This window comes from Salinicoccus jeotgali (genome assembly GCF_055379195.1).
Window position 1 is genome coordinate 1289046 of sequence record NZ_AP043830.1, and the last position, 14484, is coordinate 1303529.

Genomic DNA, 14484 nt, shown 5'->3' on the forward strand with positions numbered 1-14484 from the left:
ACCACCTTAAAGAGTATCATTCAGAAGTGTCATATAATAATCTGCTACTGTCGTCAATATTTTTTCGTCAAAGTCAAAAAGGGGGATGTGGAGACTGTTTGTAAACCCTTTATCCTTGTTGCGGCAGCCGAAGAACACAAAATAGCAGGGAGCCAACGCTCTGTAGAAGCTGAAATCTTCACCGAATAAGTATGGTTTTTCATTGTCAATGACATTTAAATCCAATAGAGATAATGCATCTTCGACTTGCGGGCGTAGTTTGCTTGAATTGATGACTGGTGGATAACCTTCATTGAAAATCATTTCCACTTCTGCACCAAAAAGATCACTTGCAGAATTAGCCAGTTTCTTCATACGTAATTTAATCTTTGCAAGGTCTTCTGCTTCGTAGGTTCTTATCGTCCCTTCAAGGTAGCCTGTTGAAGCCACAGTATTGATTGCTTCGCCTGCTTTTAGACTGCCGATATGGATGATGTTCCGATTGAGTCCATTCAGATGGAAATGCTGGAGTTGGGTAAGCTGGCTGGAGATGCTGAGAAGTGTTTCGATGGCCGAGACACCTTCATGCTTTGCAGCGACATGGGCAGAAGAACCTTCTATATAAAAACGGAATTCAGTCGCGCTGGCTGTAATCTCCTCATCCCGGACCACCACCGTCCCTTCGTCTTCTTCCGGCATCATATGGATTCCAAATATTGCCTCAATATCTCCTGGATGCCAAGCATCAAGCAATTGGCTGGCTCCTGCTCCAGTCTCCTCAGAAGGTTGGAAGATACAGACCACATTATGCTTCAAGTTACCTTTATCAGAGAGTACTTTACAGCGTTTGATGAAAAGCATCATCGCGGCAGTGTGGCCATCATGACCACATGCATGCATTCTCCCATCGTTCCTGCTGCGGTAGTCAACATCATTCGCTTCCTGAATGGGCAGCGCGTCTATATCCGCCCTAAAGCCGAATGTCCGATCAGAATTACCACTTACATAGGCGACTACACCGGTCTCAAGAGGCTGTTCGAACGTTATATCCAAGCTGTTCAGAAAAGCAGTTATATATTCAGTCGTCCAGTGTTCTTCAAGGGATAGTTCCGGGAATTGGTGGAGCGCGCGCCTATACTCCTTGACCTCCTTCAATTCAGTCATTGAGTTTCCTCAAAGCTGAAACGATTTCCCTTTTTGAACCCTCCACATCTTCTGCCTGCTTAATGACTTTAGCAGGCGTACCGGCGACAACTGCACCCTCAGGAACATCATCAGTGACAATTGCACCGGCTGCTACGATGGCACCTCTCCCAACCCTTACACCTTCTAATATGACGGCGTTGGCACCGATCAAGACTTCATCTTCTATGACGACTGGCGATGCACTCGGCGGTTCTATCACACCTGCAAGCACTGCGCCTGCGCCTACGTGTACATTTTTTCCTGTGTAGGCACGGCCTCCTAAAGTAGCATTCATATCAATCATGGTGCCTTCACCCACAACGGCCCCTATATTTATGGTGGCACCCATCATTACTACTGCACCATCTTCAATTACAACATTTTCACGGATGAAGGCGCCGGGTTCGATGCGTGCATTCGTTTCGGACAAGTCCTTCAAAGGAATGGCTGAATTTCTTCTATCCATTTCTATTTCAATGTCATCAAGAATGTCTGAGTTCGTTTCCTCAAACTCTTTCCAATCTGCAAGGTCGGTGAATATCGTTTTTGAGGCTTCACTTCCAAACACTTTGAATGAATCGGGAAATTCCACACCTTCGAAATGACCGTTCACATATACTTTTACAGGTGTCGTTTTATGTGCATCGCTTATATATTGTATGATTTCCTCTGCTGAAAAATTCCTCATTTTTATCTCTCCTCGAATAGGTTGTTATAATCGTAGAATCCTTTTGGACGATGTACCAATTCTGCCGCTGCTTTTAGAGCCCCATTTGAAAATATTTCTTTGGACTGTGCCTGATGGGTAATCTCTATCACTTCATCATCTTTCGCAAAGATGACATCATGTGTGCCGACGATCGAACCACCGCGGATGGCGCTTACGCCAATTTCATCACTACTCCTTTTTTCATGGCTATTTGATCGGTCATATACCGGATAACTGCCATCACGATGATGGAGGGCGGTATCGAGAAGTTTGACAAGCGTACCGCTCGGGGCATCCACTTTTTTATTGTGATGCCGCTCAACCATCTCCAGGTCAAACTCCTCCAGCAGTCCGAGTGCCTTTTTCAGGAGGGTGTTCATGACATGGACCCCGTAGCTCATATTTGCACTGAAGAATATTGGTGCTTCGCGGCTTTTATCTTTCAGCTTTGAAATGATTGCTTCTTTTTCTCCGGTAGTGGCCACAACAAGGGGAGTTGTCACTTCATTTTCCAGGAGTCGTAATATTAGAGCAGGGTGGGAAAAATCAATCGCCACATCTGCTTGGGCATCATCTATATTTTGAAATCCAGGGTAGGGGGAGTGGTTATCGCCATTTACTATGACCCCGACCACGTCATGTCCTTCTTCTTCTGCCAGACGTGCCGTGATTTTGTTCATGGCGCCGTAACCGACCAGCAGTATCCTCATATCTTGATGCCCTCCTTATAGTTCCTCAACGTCCGTAACGCATGTTCCAGTTCTGCGCCTTCCAAAGGAACCAGGGGCAATCTGAATTCATTTAATCCAAAACCAAGAGCGCTTGTCATCGCCTTTATCGGCATCGGGTTGACATCCATCTGTGCGGCTTCTATCAAAGGCGTCAGCTGTTGAAACTTTGCCTCGGAGTCCATCTTGTGTTCTTTAATCGATTCGTATATATCCTGCAGTTCACCCGGAATGACGTTTCCTACCACTGAAATCAAACCTTTGCCGCCAATCGAACAAAATTGATGCATGTTGTCATCATTGCCGCTGTAGAGATTAAAATTTTCATTCCCAGTCAGCTCGAGTAGCTGCTTTGTATATTCCAGATCGCCGGTTGCGTCCTTCAGGGCGATGATGTTGGGGTGCTTGCTGAGTGCGTATACCGTCTCCGCTTCAATGGTCATGGCAGTACGGGACGGCACATTGTAGAGGACCACTGGCAAGCTGGTGGAATCCGCTACTTTGATAAAATGCTGGTAGAGTCCCTTCTGATTCGTCTTATTGTAGTAGGGGGTGATCAGCATGATGGCGTCCGCTCCTGTGGCTTCTGCAAACTTGGACATTTCCACGGTGGATTGTGTCGCGTTTGTCCCTGTACCTGCAATGACAGGCACTCTACCAGCCACCGTGGTCACTGCCGCTTCAATCAGCAGCTTGGCTTCTTTCATGGAGAGGGTCGGGGACTCTCCCGTAGTACCGTTTACTATGATCGCTTGGGCGTTATTTTTGATCAAGTATTCTATATGATCGGAAAATGCGTCAAGATCTATCTCATCATTGCTGAATGGGGTTGTAATCGCAACGCCGACTCCTTCAAAAATCAAACGACTATCCATATCATCCACGCTCCGTTTCCATCATCATTTTTAAAATCTGTACCGAGTTCTGCGCGGCTCCCTTTAAAAGATTGTCCGCTGTGCACCATATATGGAAAGTATTATCCAACGATTCATCTTTACGGATCCTGCCGACGAACACTTGTGATTTGCCGGTGCTTGCCAATGGAGTAGGGTACAGGTTGTTGCTCGGATCATCAATTATGCTGATATGGGGCAATCCTTTGAACGCTTCCCTGATATCTTCAACAGTCGCCTGCGCCTCAAGTGTGACGTTAATCTGGACGCTATGGCTGTTTGAAACAGGGACCCTCACACACGTAGCAGTCACAGGGAGTTCAGGCTGGCTCAATATCTTACGTGTTTCTGAAATCATCTTATGCTCTTCTTTTGTGTAGCCGTCTTCCATGAAGACGTCGATATGGGGGAGGACATTATCATGGATCGGGTGGGGATAAGTGGTTGGAGCCGCACCTTTCGCACCGTCTTCCAGATCACGCAGACCACCACTCCCTGAACCGGACACTGCCTGATAGGTAGTGTAGTCGACTCTGCTTAAGCCGAATCTTTTCTTCAATGGGTCAAGCACAACTACAGACTGGATTGTAGAACAGTTCGGGTTTGCTATTATTCTGCGCTTCAGTTTTGGCGAATTGATCTCCGGCACTATAAGATCGACGTCCTCATGCATCCGCCAATGGCTGGAGTTGTCTATTACGATGGCTCCGTTTTCCTCAAACAATGGCGCATAATGTTCACTCGTCGTCCCGCCTGCACTCATAATGACGTAATCGAATTTTTCATCCACTGATTGCTCGGTCAATGCTTGGACCGTGTACAATTTATTATGGATTTCGATTTGTCGGCCTGCAGAACGCGGAGAAGAGTACAATATGAGTTCTTCCGGTTCTATTTCATACTTCCCGAACATTTCAACCATCTTATCTCCGACGACACCTGTCGCCCCCACAATTGCAACCTTAACCATCTAAAAACCTCCAAAATTATATATTGAATTTTCCGGCGAGCATCTCGACTGCCCGAGTTTCGTTCTTCTTGTCGATCACATAGGAAATGCTGATTTCCGAAGTGGTCGTCTGATAAAAAGGTATGTCGGATTGGTGTAATGAGATAAAAGCTTTAGATGCAACACCCGTCATATCCCGCATGCCGGAACCGATGATTGAAACTTTAGCCCGGTCTGTCCTGACCTCCGTCACCATTTCTCTATGCATCTCCTCAATCGACTCGAGTATTTCGTGTAGTTGCAGGGCGTCGGTTCCCTTGACCGTAAATGAAAGTTGAAATCCTCCACTGTTGATGACTTGCGATATCATGTCGATATTGACTTCATGACTATCAAATTGCTTGAATAGATCAAATATAAGTGTGGAGTCTTGTCTTGGCTCGTACAGCGTCACATGCATCATGTTGCTGTCTAAGGCAATACCTGTCACCGCTTTACGTTCAATGATCTCTGTCTCCTGCATAATCCATGTTCCTTTCTTTTCTGATGATGTCTGTCCCAAATAAAGGGGAATGGAATGATTTTTGGCAATCTCTATGCAACGCGTTTCAAGAACGCCTGCACCAAGTGCACTCATCTCCATCATTTCGTCATAATTGATTTCATAGATTCTGCTTGCCGCGCTGTAGAGGCGGGGATCTGTTGCATAGAGACCTTCTACATCCGTATATATCTCACAAGGGATATTACATCGTGCAGCCAGGGCGACTGCTGTAGTGTCTGAGCCTCCGCGTCCCAGTGTTGTTATTTCTCCTTCACCATTGACGCCTTGAAATCCTGCTATTACGACAACATCATATGATGCCAGGCTGGATTCTATGGCATGTTGATCTATATTTGCAATGCGGCTCTTCATATGACCGCCAAATGTCTTTATCCCCGCCTGATAGCCAGTCATCGCCTTAGTGCGCACACCTAGATTTTCAAGGATGATCGATAGGTAGGAGATGGTCTGCTGTTCGCCTGTTGTCAAAAGAAGAGCGACATGATCTTCTTTTGGGGCGGAGGAGAGCGTATTGATGTTTGTCAGCAACTCATCCGTCGTTCTTCCCATGGCACTTACCACCACTATCAATTTTTCTCCAGATTGTATCCTTTCCTGCAATTGTTCCGCTATGATTCTGATCTTATCGAAACCACCAACTGATGAACCACCGAACTTCAAAACTTTAGCGTCCATATGTCCTCCTGTCACTGGGAGCACACACCAGAAATAATAAAAAAAACAAGTCTGGCAGAATGATCTGAACCCTACCAAGTTGACAGATGAAATAATATAAATGTTTCCCGCCTGAGAATGGAGATTCTCAGGCGTTTTTCTATGCCGCCAATGCCCTGAATTCCAGCGGACTCAATCCCTTGAATTTGTGTTGCGGTCTGTGGTGGTTGTAAAACTCAATATAGCGTGTAATGTCTTCTATAATTGTTTGATAATCCGCATAGTACTTCTGCTTGCGTCTGATGTGGAACCGTTCCGATTTGATTTTTCCCCAGAATGCTTCAATCGGGCCATTATCGATGCATCTTCCGACGCGGGACATGCTTTGTTGAATCTGCTGGGCATCCAGAATCTTTTTAAAGCCGTAGGAGGTGTACTGGAAGCCACGGTCACTGTGCACAAGCGGCGTTGCCTGCGGGTGCTTTTGAATCGCAGAAGTGAATGTATCAAAAACAAGCTGATTATTGTTTGAACGGCCGAATTTGTAGGCCACAATACTGTTGTCGTACAGATCGATGATCGCGCTCAAGTAGGCTTTCTCTCCGTTCAGCGCTTTGAATTCAGTCACATCGGTGAGCCATTTCTCATTCACATGGGCTGCGTGGAAATCTCTGTTCAATACGTTCTCAGCGACCTGTTGCGGTGTGTGGGGGACGTATTGTTTCTTTTTGATCCGGGTCACCGATTTCAAGCCCATCCGTGTCATCAGCCGATAGATGCGTTTCCTGTTATACCCCGTCCTCAAGGCTTTGTTGACCGCATGGCACATCTGACGATAGCCATAGATGCCGTCCGTTTCAACATAGATTTCGGCAATCGCACTGGCCACTGTGTCATTCTCTGCTTCAGCGTGTGGCACGGGGCGTTTCTGATATTGATAATACGCTTGTCTTGAGATGCCTGCCGTATGGCATAATTCAGAGATGGCATAGCCTTCATTATGCAACGTAGTGATGGCAGTGTGGAGCGTGTGACTGGGAACCCGGCTGTATTTTAATCCCTCTCGAGTTCCTCCAACTTTTTTAGCAGGGCGTTCTCCACCTCAAGCTTTCGTTTATCTGCTTTGAGCATGGAAATTTCTCTGTTCAAGCGGTCCGTCTCAGTGAGCTGGTCTTCTGATTTTCCTTTTCCGCGTCTGTCCTCAAGGCCGATTTCACCATATTCCTTGTATTTCACAATGATATTCCGGGCCTGCTGGTAACTCACCTCAAATCTTTCGGCAAGTTCACGATAACTGATATCCCCCTGTGCATGATACTGCGCAATCTCAACCCGTTCTGCGTACGTTGTTTTCCGTCCCTTGGTCAATGGTGAAGCTCCCTCCCGCGTCGTTCTTATTTCTTCACCATTATTGTAACGTATAATCCAATTCCGAACAGTTGTTTTCGACGGTATGTCATATTTGTGTGCGAGTTCGTGAGTGGAGATCATTCCATTCATATATTCTTTTGCGACCATTTTTTTAAAGCCGCGGGTATATGTTCTATGCCTGTCCCGTTTCTTTAATCCCTCAGCACCATGCTTCTCATACTTTATCCGCCACTTTCTAAGTGTCTCAACAGACACCTGATGCTTTGTGGATATATGGCTTGGACTGATGCCTACCCTCAATTCCTGAATCATTTTCAGCTTTTCTTCAAATGAATAATATTTGTCAGTCATAAAAGAACCCCCTCCAGGTTTACAGATGTTTTATTTCATCTGTAAACCTGGAGGGGGTCAAATCAGAATGCCAGACTTGTTTTATCCATATACAAGTGATGCACTCCATTATTAAAAAATAATGACAGACCCGTAGCTCTTAACCACCGGATCCAATAGCAGACTGCTGCAACAGTGCACTATTTCGGCATCGCACCCTTTCACCAGCTTAAAGTTCGCAGACTTTAGCAAGCGGCTACTCATGATTGATGCGCCTCATCCAAACATATTTGATTTGTAGATATGATTATACATAGACAGCCTATATAAGTAAACTGTTTTATTTTATATTTTTTTAAATTATCTTTTAATTAGGATTTTATGAGACCTTTGTCCTTCAGGTACTCCTCATAGCTTGATTCTTTGACGATTGCACCTTTATCCTGCAGTTCAATCACTTTATTTGTGATGGTGTTGATGAATTCAAAATCATGTGAAGTGAATATGATTGAGCCTTTGAAATCCTTCAATCCATCATTCACTGCCGTGATGCTTTCAAGATCCAAGTGGTTTGTCGGTTCATCAAGAAGTACCACGTTGGCTTTGGATAACATCATCTTAGAGAGCATTGCACGAACTTTTTCTCCCCCGGAAAGAACATTTGCTTTCTTCTTAGCTTCTTCACCACTGAAAAGCATGCGGCCTAAGAATCCTCGGAGGAAAGTTTCTGTCTGCTCCTCAGGAGGGGCATACTGACGCAGCCAGTCCACCAAGTTCGTGTTCACCCCTTCGAAATAAGCTGAATTGTCTTTTGGCATATAACTTTGACTTGTTGTCACGCCCCATCTTACTTCTCCTTCATCAGGAGTAATTTCGCCAGCCAATATGCGGAGGAAAGTAGTGCGGGCAATTTCTGATGAACCAATTAAAACTGCTTTATCATAAGGGTCGAGTGTCAAATTGACGTCATCCAACACCTTGACGCCATCGATGCTGTGGCTAAGCCCTTTAATATAGAGGAGGTCATTGCCGATTTCACGTTCTGGCGTGAACTTGACGAATGGATATTTTCTTGATGATGGCTTTATGTCATCCAATTCGATCTTTTCCAAGGTCTTCTTACGGCTTGTCGCCTGCTTGGACTTGGAGGCGTTGGCACTGAAGCGTGCAACGAAATCCTTGAGTTCTTTGATTTTCTCTTCTTTTTTCTTATTCTGGTCCTGTGCCATTTGCTGGGCGAGTTGACTGGATTGATACCAGAAATCATAGTTGCCCACATAAAGCTCGATCTTACCAAAATCAAGATCCGCAATATGGGTACATACATTATTAAGGAATCGACGGTCGTGGGAAACCACGATAACAGTATTATCGAAATTGATGAGGAACTCCTCAAGCCACTGAATCGCTTCTATATCGAGACCGTTGGTCGGCTCATCCAAAAGCAGTACATCCGGGTCGCCGAACAGGCTTTGGGCCAACAGGACCTTCACTTTCTGATTGTTTTCGAGTTCCGACATATTCTTATCGACCAAGTCAGATTTTATACCCAGTCCGTGGAGCAGGCTTTCAGCGTCGGCTTCGGCTGTCCATCCGCCCATTTCACCATATTCACCTTCAAGCTCGGCTGCACGTATGCCATCTTCATCAGAAAAGTCCGGTTTCATGTAAATTTCGTTCTTCTCATTCATTATTTCCCAAAGTTTCGAGTGTCCCATCATGACGACGTCCAATACACGCTGATCTTCGTAACCGAAATGGTCCTGTTTCAATACAGCGAGACGCTCGTCTTTCCCTAGGCTCACATGACCAGTCTGAGCTTCTATTTCTCCTGAGAGGATATCCAGAAATGTTGATTTGCCGGCGCCATTCGCCCCAATGAGACCATAACAATTTCCTGGCGTGAATTTTATATTTACGTCTTCGAATAGTTTGCGGTCACCAAACCTAAGACTTACGTCTGTTACCTGTAGCATAGGCATTCTCCTTTAGTATATTCTTAAGCGATGATACCACATTTATGGTACCATTGAAATATAATTCTAGGAGGATGAGTACCGATGGAGAACGATATACGCCGGTTTCAAAGCATTATCGATACCAGTCACGATATCGTCTTTTTTACTGGTGCTGGAGTTTCAGTTGAAAGTGGCATACCGGATTTCAGGAGTATGGGTGGATTGTTCGATGAAATCAGACAGTCGGGAAATTCACCTGAATATCTTTTAAGCCGCGACCATCTCGATGAAGAACCTGAGCGCTTTGTGCAGTTCTACAGGAAACGCCTGCTGACCAGCGACAAGCACCCAAACATTGTCCATCACTTCATTGCGGAAATGGAGACTGCAGGGCGTTCGCTTGGGACCGTGACCCAGAATATTGATGGCCTCCATACCGAGGCCGGCAGCAATAATGTAGATGAATTGCATGGTTCGCTCAATCGTTTCTACTGCATCTCATGCAATCAGGATTATACTAAGGGTGCCTTATTACAAAATGATGTAATGACGTGTGAATGCGGCGGGATATTGCGGCCTGACATAGTATTATATGGAGAGATGCTCGACGAGCGTGTCCTGCAGTCCGCCCAAAACAAGATATCAAAAGCGGATACACTGATTGTATTGGGGTCGTCACTGGTTGTGAACCCCGCAGCTTATCTGCTCCATTACTTCAAAGGTCACCATCTTGTCATCATCAACAGAGAAGAAACGCCTTTTGATTTTATGGCCGACCTGGTCATCAATCAAGATATGACCACGATAATAAAAAATATAGAACACTAATGAAGGAGATCATTCATGAATCAGATATCAGGTACAGTACAATTTTTAAAAATCATAAAAAGGGAAGGTTCCACATATCACCTTAAAGGGGAAGACGCAGTCTATATCAGAATGAATGCATCTGCCTCGGAACAGGATTATGAGATAGGGGAAGAAATCAGCGCATTCATTTATCCAAATAGAAGTGGGGAACTGTTTGCTGCTCCTATAGTGCCAACTGCAACTGTTGATAAATACGGTTACGCAGAAGTGGTTGAGGTGACACGGGAGGGAGCGTTCGTCGATGTCGGGGCCCCGCGTGAAATCCTTGTGCCTTGGGTTGACCTCCCTAAAGTGAAGTCAGTCTGGCCTAAAGAAGGGGACCAGCTTTATTTGAAGTTGAGGGCTGAGAGCGACAACCAATTGTTCGGGCGCCTGGTCACTGAACAGGAAGCCGCCGAGCGCTTCACACCACTTGATCAATCGGCATTCGCAGACTACAGGAATAAATGGATGGAAGGACGTCCTTACCGTCTGCTTAGGATAGGCTCGTTCCTTTTGACGAATGAAGGACATAAAGTCTTTATCCATGAGAGTGAGCGCGAAGAAGAACCACGCCTAGGTGAGTTGAAGAAGTTTAGGGTGATCGGCATCAACGATAAAGGGGAACTGAACGGTTCTTTCATCCAACAGGCATATAAGAAGATGGATGCAGACAGCGAAAAGATACTGGATTACATCGAGCGCAATGGCGGACGTATGCCGCTTAATGATAAAAGTGCGCCTGAAGATATAAAAGAAGCTTTGAATATGTCAAAAGGCGCTTTCAAAAGAGCACTTGGCCGTTTGATGAAGGAAGGTAAAATCGTCCAGACTGAAAAAGAGACTGAAATGAAGGAAACCCGGTAATCATATGATTACCGGGTTTTTTCTGCTCATTTTCTATCCTTCTATCTGGTCGGTCAACTGCTCCAACTCATCAACCAGTTCTCCTATATAATCAATGGTATCACGGAGAGGCTGCTCAGTCGTGATATCGACTCCTGCCATCTTGGCTAACTCGACAGGGGTCTTCGTACCACCCGCCTTCAGAACCTTCAACCAATCATCCACGGCCGGCTGTCCTTCATTGAGTACACGCTTGCTCATGGCAGTCGCAATCGTCAGGCCAGCTGAATAGGTATACGGATATAATCCCATATAGTAGTGGGGTTGCCTCATCCATGTCAGTTCGGCACCTTCAGTGATGCTTACATCATCCCCCCAGAATTCTTCAATGACATTGCGCTTCAGCATGTTGAGGTCACCTGCGGAAATATTCTCCTTGGCATCAACTTTTTTGTAGACTTCACGTTGATAGGCAGCCTCAAGCAGATGCGTCACGCAGTTATGGTAATATGTCCTGGATATTATTGAACTGATGACCCAGCGTTTGAATTTGGGATCTTCGGAGTTCTCTAGAAGATGATTCGCCATCAGCATTTCATTCATTGTGCTGGGTGCTTCCACAAAATACATCGAACTGCGCGCGTCGAAGATATTCTGCTCACGATTGGCATTATGGAAGTGTCCAGCGTGCCCCAGTTCATGGGCGAGTACAAACACCTCAGTCATGAGGGAAGTCCAGGATATCAAGATGAATGGGTGCGAACCATACGGGCTGGCGCAGAAGGCACCTGTAGACTTACCTTTATTCTTGACAAAATCTATCCAGCGCTCATCATAGGCACGGTTCACCATATTGAGGTAATCATCACCCATGACTTTGAGAGCATCATTGATATACTGTCTGGAATCTTCGACACTTATTTCAGGTTCCGACGCCGGATCGAGTGAAACCTTCAAATCCTCATATTTCATTTCATCAAGTCCATGAACCCGTTTCAACAGTTTTGCATAGCGTCGCATATGAGGGGCAAGGTCACTCATTATCATATCAATTTGACGATGGTAGAGTGATTGATCCACATCCTGCTCATGCAGCAGGTAATCTATAACAGAATCGAACCCTCTAAGATCGGATGTCGTTTTTTCCTGCTTCAGCTGCAAATCATAAGTACCGGCAGCAGTATGCTGATACTCTGAGAGTGTATCGCTGAATGCTCTGAATGCATTGCGTCTCACCTCAACATCTTCGTGCCCTTCCAATTCCCCCTCAAAAGACAGGTAGGAGAGGGGATATTCCTTTCCATTGGCGCTGAAAGTCCCGAAATCGATATCCAACAATTTAGTTTTAAGGTATAAGCTGTAGGGGCCGTTGAAAACTGGTGAATAGCTTGCGAGCGCTTTTTCAACTTTCGGATCCAATTGGTATGGTTTATTTTTAAGCAGTTCATCTATGAAGTGGAGGAATTGCGGCGCTTCTGATTTCACTTCTTCAAGAAACGCTTCCTCTTTTTGAATCAGTTCACTTGTGAGGAAACTAGATTCGCTGTTGAAATATGTACTGATATTACTCGCCATACCATCCAATTTCTGAGCATTCTCGTCACCTTGGTCCGAAGAGAGCTTCAAATTGGCATAATTGCCGATTGGAACGAGTGATTCGAGGATGGACTTGTATTCTTGGATGGCTTCTATTGCAGTAGTAGGGCTGTGCAGGTTTCCGGAGTACTCCTCATTAAAACCTTTGATCTTGGGACGGACCTCCTCGATTGCTTGTTCGAAAGCACCATCATCAGCAAATAAATCGCTCAAATCCCAAGTATATTGAACTTCAACATCTTTTCTTGATTTCATTTCTTCCATAGTTAAAAATCGCTCCTTTAATTCCGGAATCCGAAGTATTAATGATAGTATACAGTAATATTCTAAAAATTCAAATCATATACTTTGCAAATATTTCAAAGTAATATGGGTAATATAATTATAGCGATATTGAAGGTGGGGTGAAATTATGATAGAAAACTTCAATTTTTATTTGATTACGGTTCTTGCCGTCATTATTTTAACAATCTTGGTCGGGTGGTTATTGCATAACTATATCCTTATTCCTGTATTCTCTTTTATATTGATGACGTTGGCGGCATTCGTAATTCCTAACTTTATAGAAGGCACTGACTGGAAGCCTTTGTTTGGCTACGCAGTATTCTTAGGTGTCCTGTCATTAATCGTAAGCATACTCGTGTGGATGTATGTCAAGGGACGTAAACGGAAGAAGGAATTATCCACCTCAGATGGTGGTGGAAAACCGGTGGATACCAGTACTAAAGACGTATAGTTTCAATGGATTGGTAAGATGCAGAAACTTCTTTGGAGAGGATAATCCAGAGAAGTTTTTTTATGTTCATATGGGAATGCGTTCGTCTACATGTACGTTTTGTATATACATGTAGATGAACGTAAGATTGCTGAAATTGTATATTTGATATTGGAATCATGTAACGAATACGAACAAGTTGATTCATTCAAGCCCAACGTACACTAGAAGCCGAGGCCTGCTTGAATCTACCTGAGTCAAATTGATTTATAGATAGTTGCTATAGATATTGCTATAAGATAAAAAAAGAGTAGTATCATCCTCTCGCATATGTAACTTCCTATAATATATATTATGTAAACTTTAATATGTAATTGGTAAATCATTTGTAAAATAATACTTTTAGCACCAAAATAAAGCCTGATCCGTATATCGATCAGGCTTTATTCTTTATCCGCTATATTGATATTGGTACAATCTTCCTTGATTTATCATCCTATGATTCACTTTGTTTTGATTCGTTTACAACTTTATATACAGTCGCTCTAGATACACCAACCATTTCTGCAATCTGTTTACCTGTATACTTCCTTGTATCATATAATGATTGTATCATTGCTTTTTTATCGTCTGTAATACCAGGTCTGCCGCCATTTCTGCCTCTCGCCCGGGCTGACTCAAGCCCTTTTTTGGTGCGTTCGCTCAGCAAGCTTGCTTCAAGTTCTGCGAATGCCGACATCATCGTAAAGAACATCTTTCCCATCGGATCTTTTGTAGTCACATTCATATTGATGATTTCAAGGTCTATGCCGCGTTTTTCCAAGGTCGTCGCCAATTCTATAAGTTGTTTTGTAGTACGGCCCAATCGATCCAACTTGGTGATCACCATAGTATCACCTTCCCTCATATACTCTAAACACTGATCCAGAGCCGTTCTTTGAGCTTTCTTACCGCTTACCTTTTCCGAGAATACTTTGATGCATCCTGCTTCTTCAAGCATATCGAGCTGACTTTCCAGATTTTGTCCCTTAGTACTTACTCTTGCATATCCTATTTTACTCATTTTTCCATCTCTTCCTTTTAATGTATTTTTAACGGTATATATATAGTATAAGTACACTGAGATAAAAATACAAGTTAAAACACAACAAAAACAC

Annotated in this window: 14 protein-coding genes and 1 riboswitch; of the genes, 3 read left to right on the plus strand and 11 right to left on the minus strand. The window is 44.3% G+C overall.

Annotated elements, in window-relative coordinates; genetic code table 11:
* Positions 1–6: 6 nt before the first annotated feature.
* From ACZ43I_RS06520 to ACZ43I_RS06560, 9 genes are all read right to left on the minus strand, one after another.
* Positions 7–1143, minus strand: a complete 1137-nt coding sequence (locus ACZ43I_RS06520; protein ID WP_344703076.1) for a M20 metallopeptidase family protein — start codon at positions 1141–1143, stop codon at positions 7–9.
* Positions 1136–1852: a 2,3,4,5-tetrahydropyridine-2,6-dicarboxylate N-acetyltransferase gene (gene dapD, locus ACZ43I_RS06525; protein ID WP_344703078.1), complete on the minus strand. Its 717-nt coding sequence runs from the start codon at positions 1850–1852 to the stop codon at positions 1136–1138. The genes ACZ43I_RS06520 and dapD overlap by 8 nt, the downstream gene beginning before the upstream one ends.
* A gap of 2 nt (positions 1853–1854) precedes the next feature.
* A complete protein-coding gene (dapB, locus tag ACZ43I_RS06530) occupies positions 1855–2583 on the minus strand; it encodes a 4-hydroxy-tetrahydrodipicolinate reductase (RefSeq protein WP_344703079.1) in 729 nt (242 codons plus the stop codon).
* Positions 2580–3476 carry a 4-hydroxy-tetrahydrodipicolinate synthase gene (dapA, locus tag ACZ43I_RS06535; protein ID WP_344703081.1) on the minus strand — a complete coding sequence of 299 codons (897 nt, stop codon included), beginning with the start codon at positions 3474–3476 and terminating at the stop codon, positions 2580–2582. Before dapA ends, dapB begins: the two co-directional genes overlap by 4 nt.
* A 1-nt stretch (position 3477) precedes the next feature.
* Positions 3478–4464: an aspartate-semialdehyde dehydrogenase gene (locus tag ACZ43I_RS06540; protein ID WP_344703083.1), complete on the minus strand. Its 987-nt coding sequence runs from the start codon at positions 4462–4464 to the stop codon at positions 3478–3480.
* 16 nt (positions 4465–4480) lie between these two features.
* Positions 4481–5683, minus strand: a complete 1203-nt coding sequence (locus ACZ43I_RS06545) for an aspartate kinase (protein ID WP_344703085.1) — start codon at positions 5681–5683, stop codon at positions 4481–4483.
* A gap of 139 nt (positions 5684–5822) precedes the next feature.
* Entirely contained in the window at positions 5823–6668 is an 846-nt protein-coding gene (locus ACZ43I_RS06550; RefSeq protein WP_464761327.1) for an IS3 family transposase, read from the minus strand.
* 47 nt (positions 6669–6715) lie between these two features.
* On the minus strand, positions 6716–7384 hold the full coding sequence (locus tag ACZ43I_RS06555; protein ID WP_344703107.1) for a transposase: 669 nt from the start codon (positions 7382–7384) through the stop codon (positions 6716–6718).
* A 90-nt stretch (positions 7385–7474) separates the two neighbouring features.
* A riboswitch (Lysine riboswitch) is annotated at positions 7475–7651 on the minus strand.
* An 83-nt stretch (positions 7652–7734) separates the two neighbouring features.
* Positions 7735–9339, minus strand: coding sequence for an ABC-F family ATP-binding cassette domain-containing protein (locus ACZ43I_RS06560; RefSeq protein ID WP_344703223.1), 1605 nt, complete (start codon positions 9337–9339; stop codon positions 7735–7737).
* 84 nt (positions 9340–9423) lie between these two features.
* Here ACZ43I_RS06560 and ACZ43I_RS06565 point away from each other — a divergent pair, with 84 nt between their 5' ends.
* On the plus strand, positions 9424–10149 hold the full coding sequence (locus ACZ43I_RS06565) for an NAD-dependent protein deacylase (RefSeq protein ID WP_344703225.1): 726 nt from the start codon (positions 9424–9426) through the stop codon (positions 10147–10149).
* 15 nt (positions 10150–10164) lie between these two features.
* A complete protein-coding gene (locus tag ACZ43I_RS06570; RefSeq protein ID WP_344703227.1) occupies positions 10165–11037 on the plus strand; it encodes a CvfB family protein in 873 nt (290 codons plus the stop codon).
* Positions 11038–11070: 33 nt separating this feature from the next.
* Here the strand turns inward: ACZ43I_RS06570 and pepF are convergent, their stop codons facing one another.
* Positions 11071–12876 carry an oligoendopeptidase F gene (pepF, locus tag ACZ43I_RS06575; RefSeq protein ID WP_344703229.1) on the minus strand — a complete coding sequence of 602 codons (1806 nt, stop codon included), beginning with the start codon at positions 12874–12876 and terminating at the stop codon, positions 11071–11073.
* A 148-nt stretch (positions 12877–13024) separates the two neighbouring features.
* On the opposite strand from pepF, the gene ACZ43I_RS06580 reads away from it, so the two are divergent.
* Positions 13025–13348 (plus strand): hypothetical protein, encoded by a 324-nt coding sequence (locus ACZ43I_RS06580; RefSeq protein WP_344703231.1) that lies wholly within the window; start codon positions 13025–13027, stop codon positions 13346–13348.
* Positions 13349–13823: 475 nt separating this feature from the next.
* On the opposite strand, the gene ACZ43I_RS06585 is transcribed toward ACZ43I_RS06580, so the two are convergent.
* Positions 13824–14390, minus strand: a complete 567-nt coding sequence (locus ACZ43I_RS06585; protein ID WP_344703233.1) for a recombinase family protein — start codon at positions 14388–14390, stop codon at positions 13824–13826.
* Between the last annotated feature and the right edge of the window lie 94 nt (positions 14391–14484).

Excerpts from the sequence above, each read along its gene's own strand:
- ACZ43I_RS06520 (WP_344703076.1), bottom strand. The coding sequence starts at position 1,143 with ATGACTGAATTGAAGGAGGTCAAGGAGTATAGGCGCGCGCTCCACCAA.
- dapD (WP_344703078.1), bottom strand. The coding sequence starts at position 1,852 with ATGAGGAATTTTTCAGCAGAGGAAATCATACAATATATAAGCGATGCA.
- dapB (WP_344703079.1), bottom strand. The coding sequence starts at position 2,583 with ATGAGGATACTGCTGGTCGGTTACGGCGCCATGAACAAAATCACGGCA.
- dapA (WP_344703081.1), bottom strand. The coding sequence starts at position 3,476 with ATGGATAGTCGTTTGATTTTTGAAGGAGTCGGCGTTGCGATTACAACC.
- ACZ43I_RS06540 (WP_344703083.1), bottom strand. The coding sequence starts at position 4,464 with ATGGTTAAGGTTGCAATTGTGGGGGCGACAGGTGTCGTCGGAGATAAG.
- ACZ43I_RS06545 (WP_344703085.1), bottom strand. The coding sequence starts at position 5,683 with ATGGACGCTAAAGTTTTGAAGTTCGGTGGTTCATCAGTTGGTGGTTTC.
- ACZ43I_RS06555 (WP_344703107.1), bottom strand. The coding sequence starts at position 7,384 with ATGACTGACAAATATTATTCATTTGAAGAAAAGCTGAAAATGATTCAG.
- ACZ43I_RS06560 (WP_344703223.1), bottom strand. The coding sequence starts at position 9,339 with ATGCTACAGGTAACAGACGTAAGTCTTAGGTTTGGTGACCGCAAACTA.
- ACZ43I_RS06565 (WP_344703225.1), top strand. The coding sequence starts at position 9,424 with ATGGAGAACGATATACGCCGGTTTCAAAGCATTATCGATACCAGTCAC.
- ACZ43I_RS06570 (WP_344703227.1), top strand. The coding sequence starts at position 10,165 with ATGAATCAGATATCAGGTACAGTACAATTTTTAAAAATCATAAAAAGG.
- pepF (WP_344703229.1), bottom strand. The coding sequence starts at position 12,876 with ATGGAAGAAATGAAATCAAGAAAAGATGTTGAAGTTCAATATACTTGG.
- ACZ43I_RS06580 (WP_344703231.1), top strand. The coding sequence starts at position 13,025 with ATGATAGAAAACTTCAATTTTTATTTGATTACGGTTCTTGCCGTCATT.
- ACZ43I_RS06585 (WP_344703233.1), bottom strand. The coding sequence starts at position 14,390 with ATGAGTAAAATAGGATATGCAAGAGTAAGTACTAAGGGACAAAATCTG.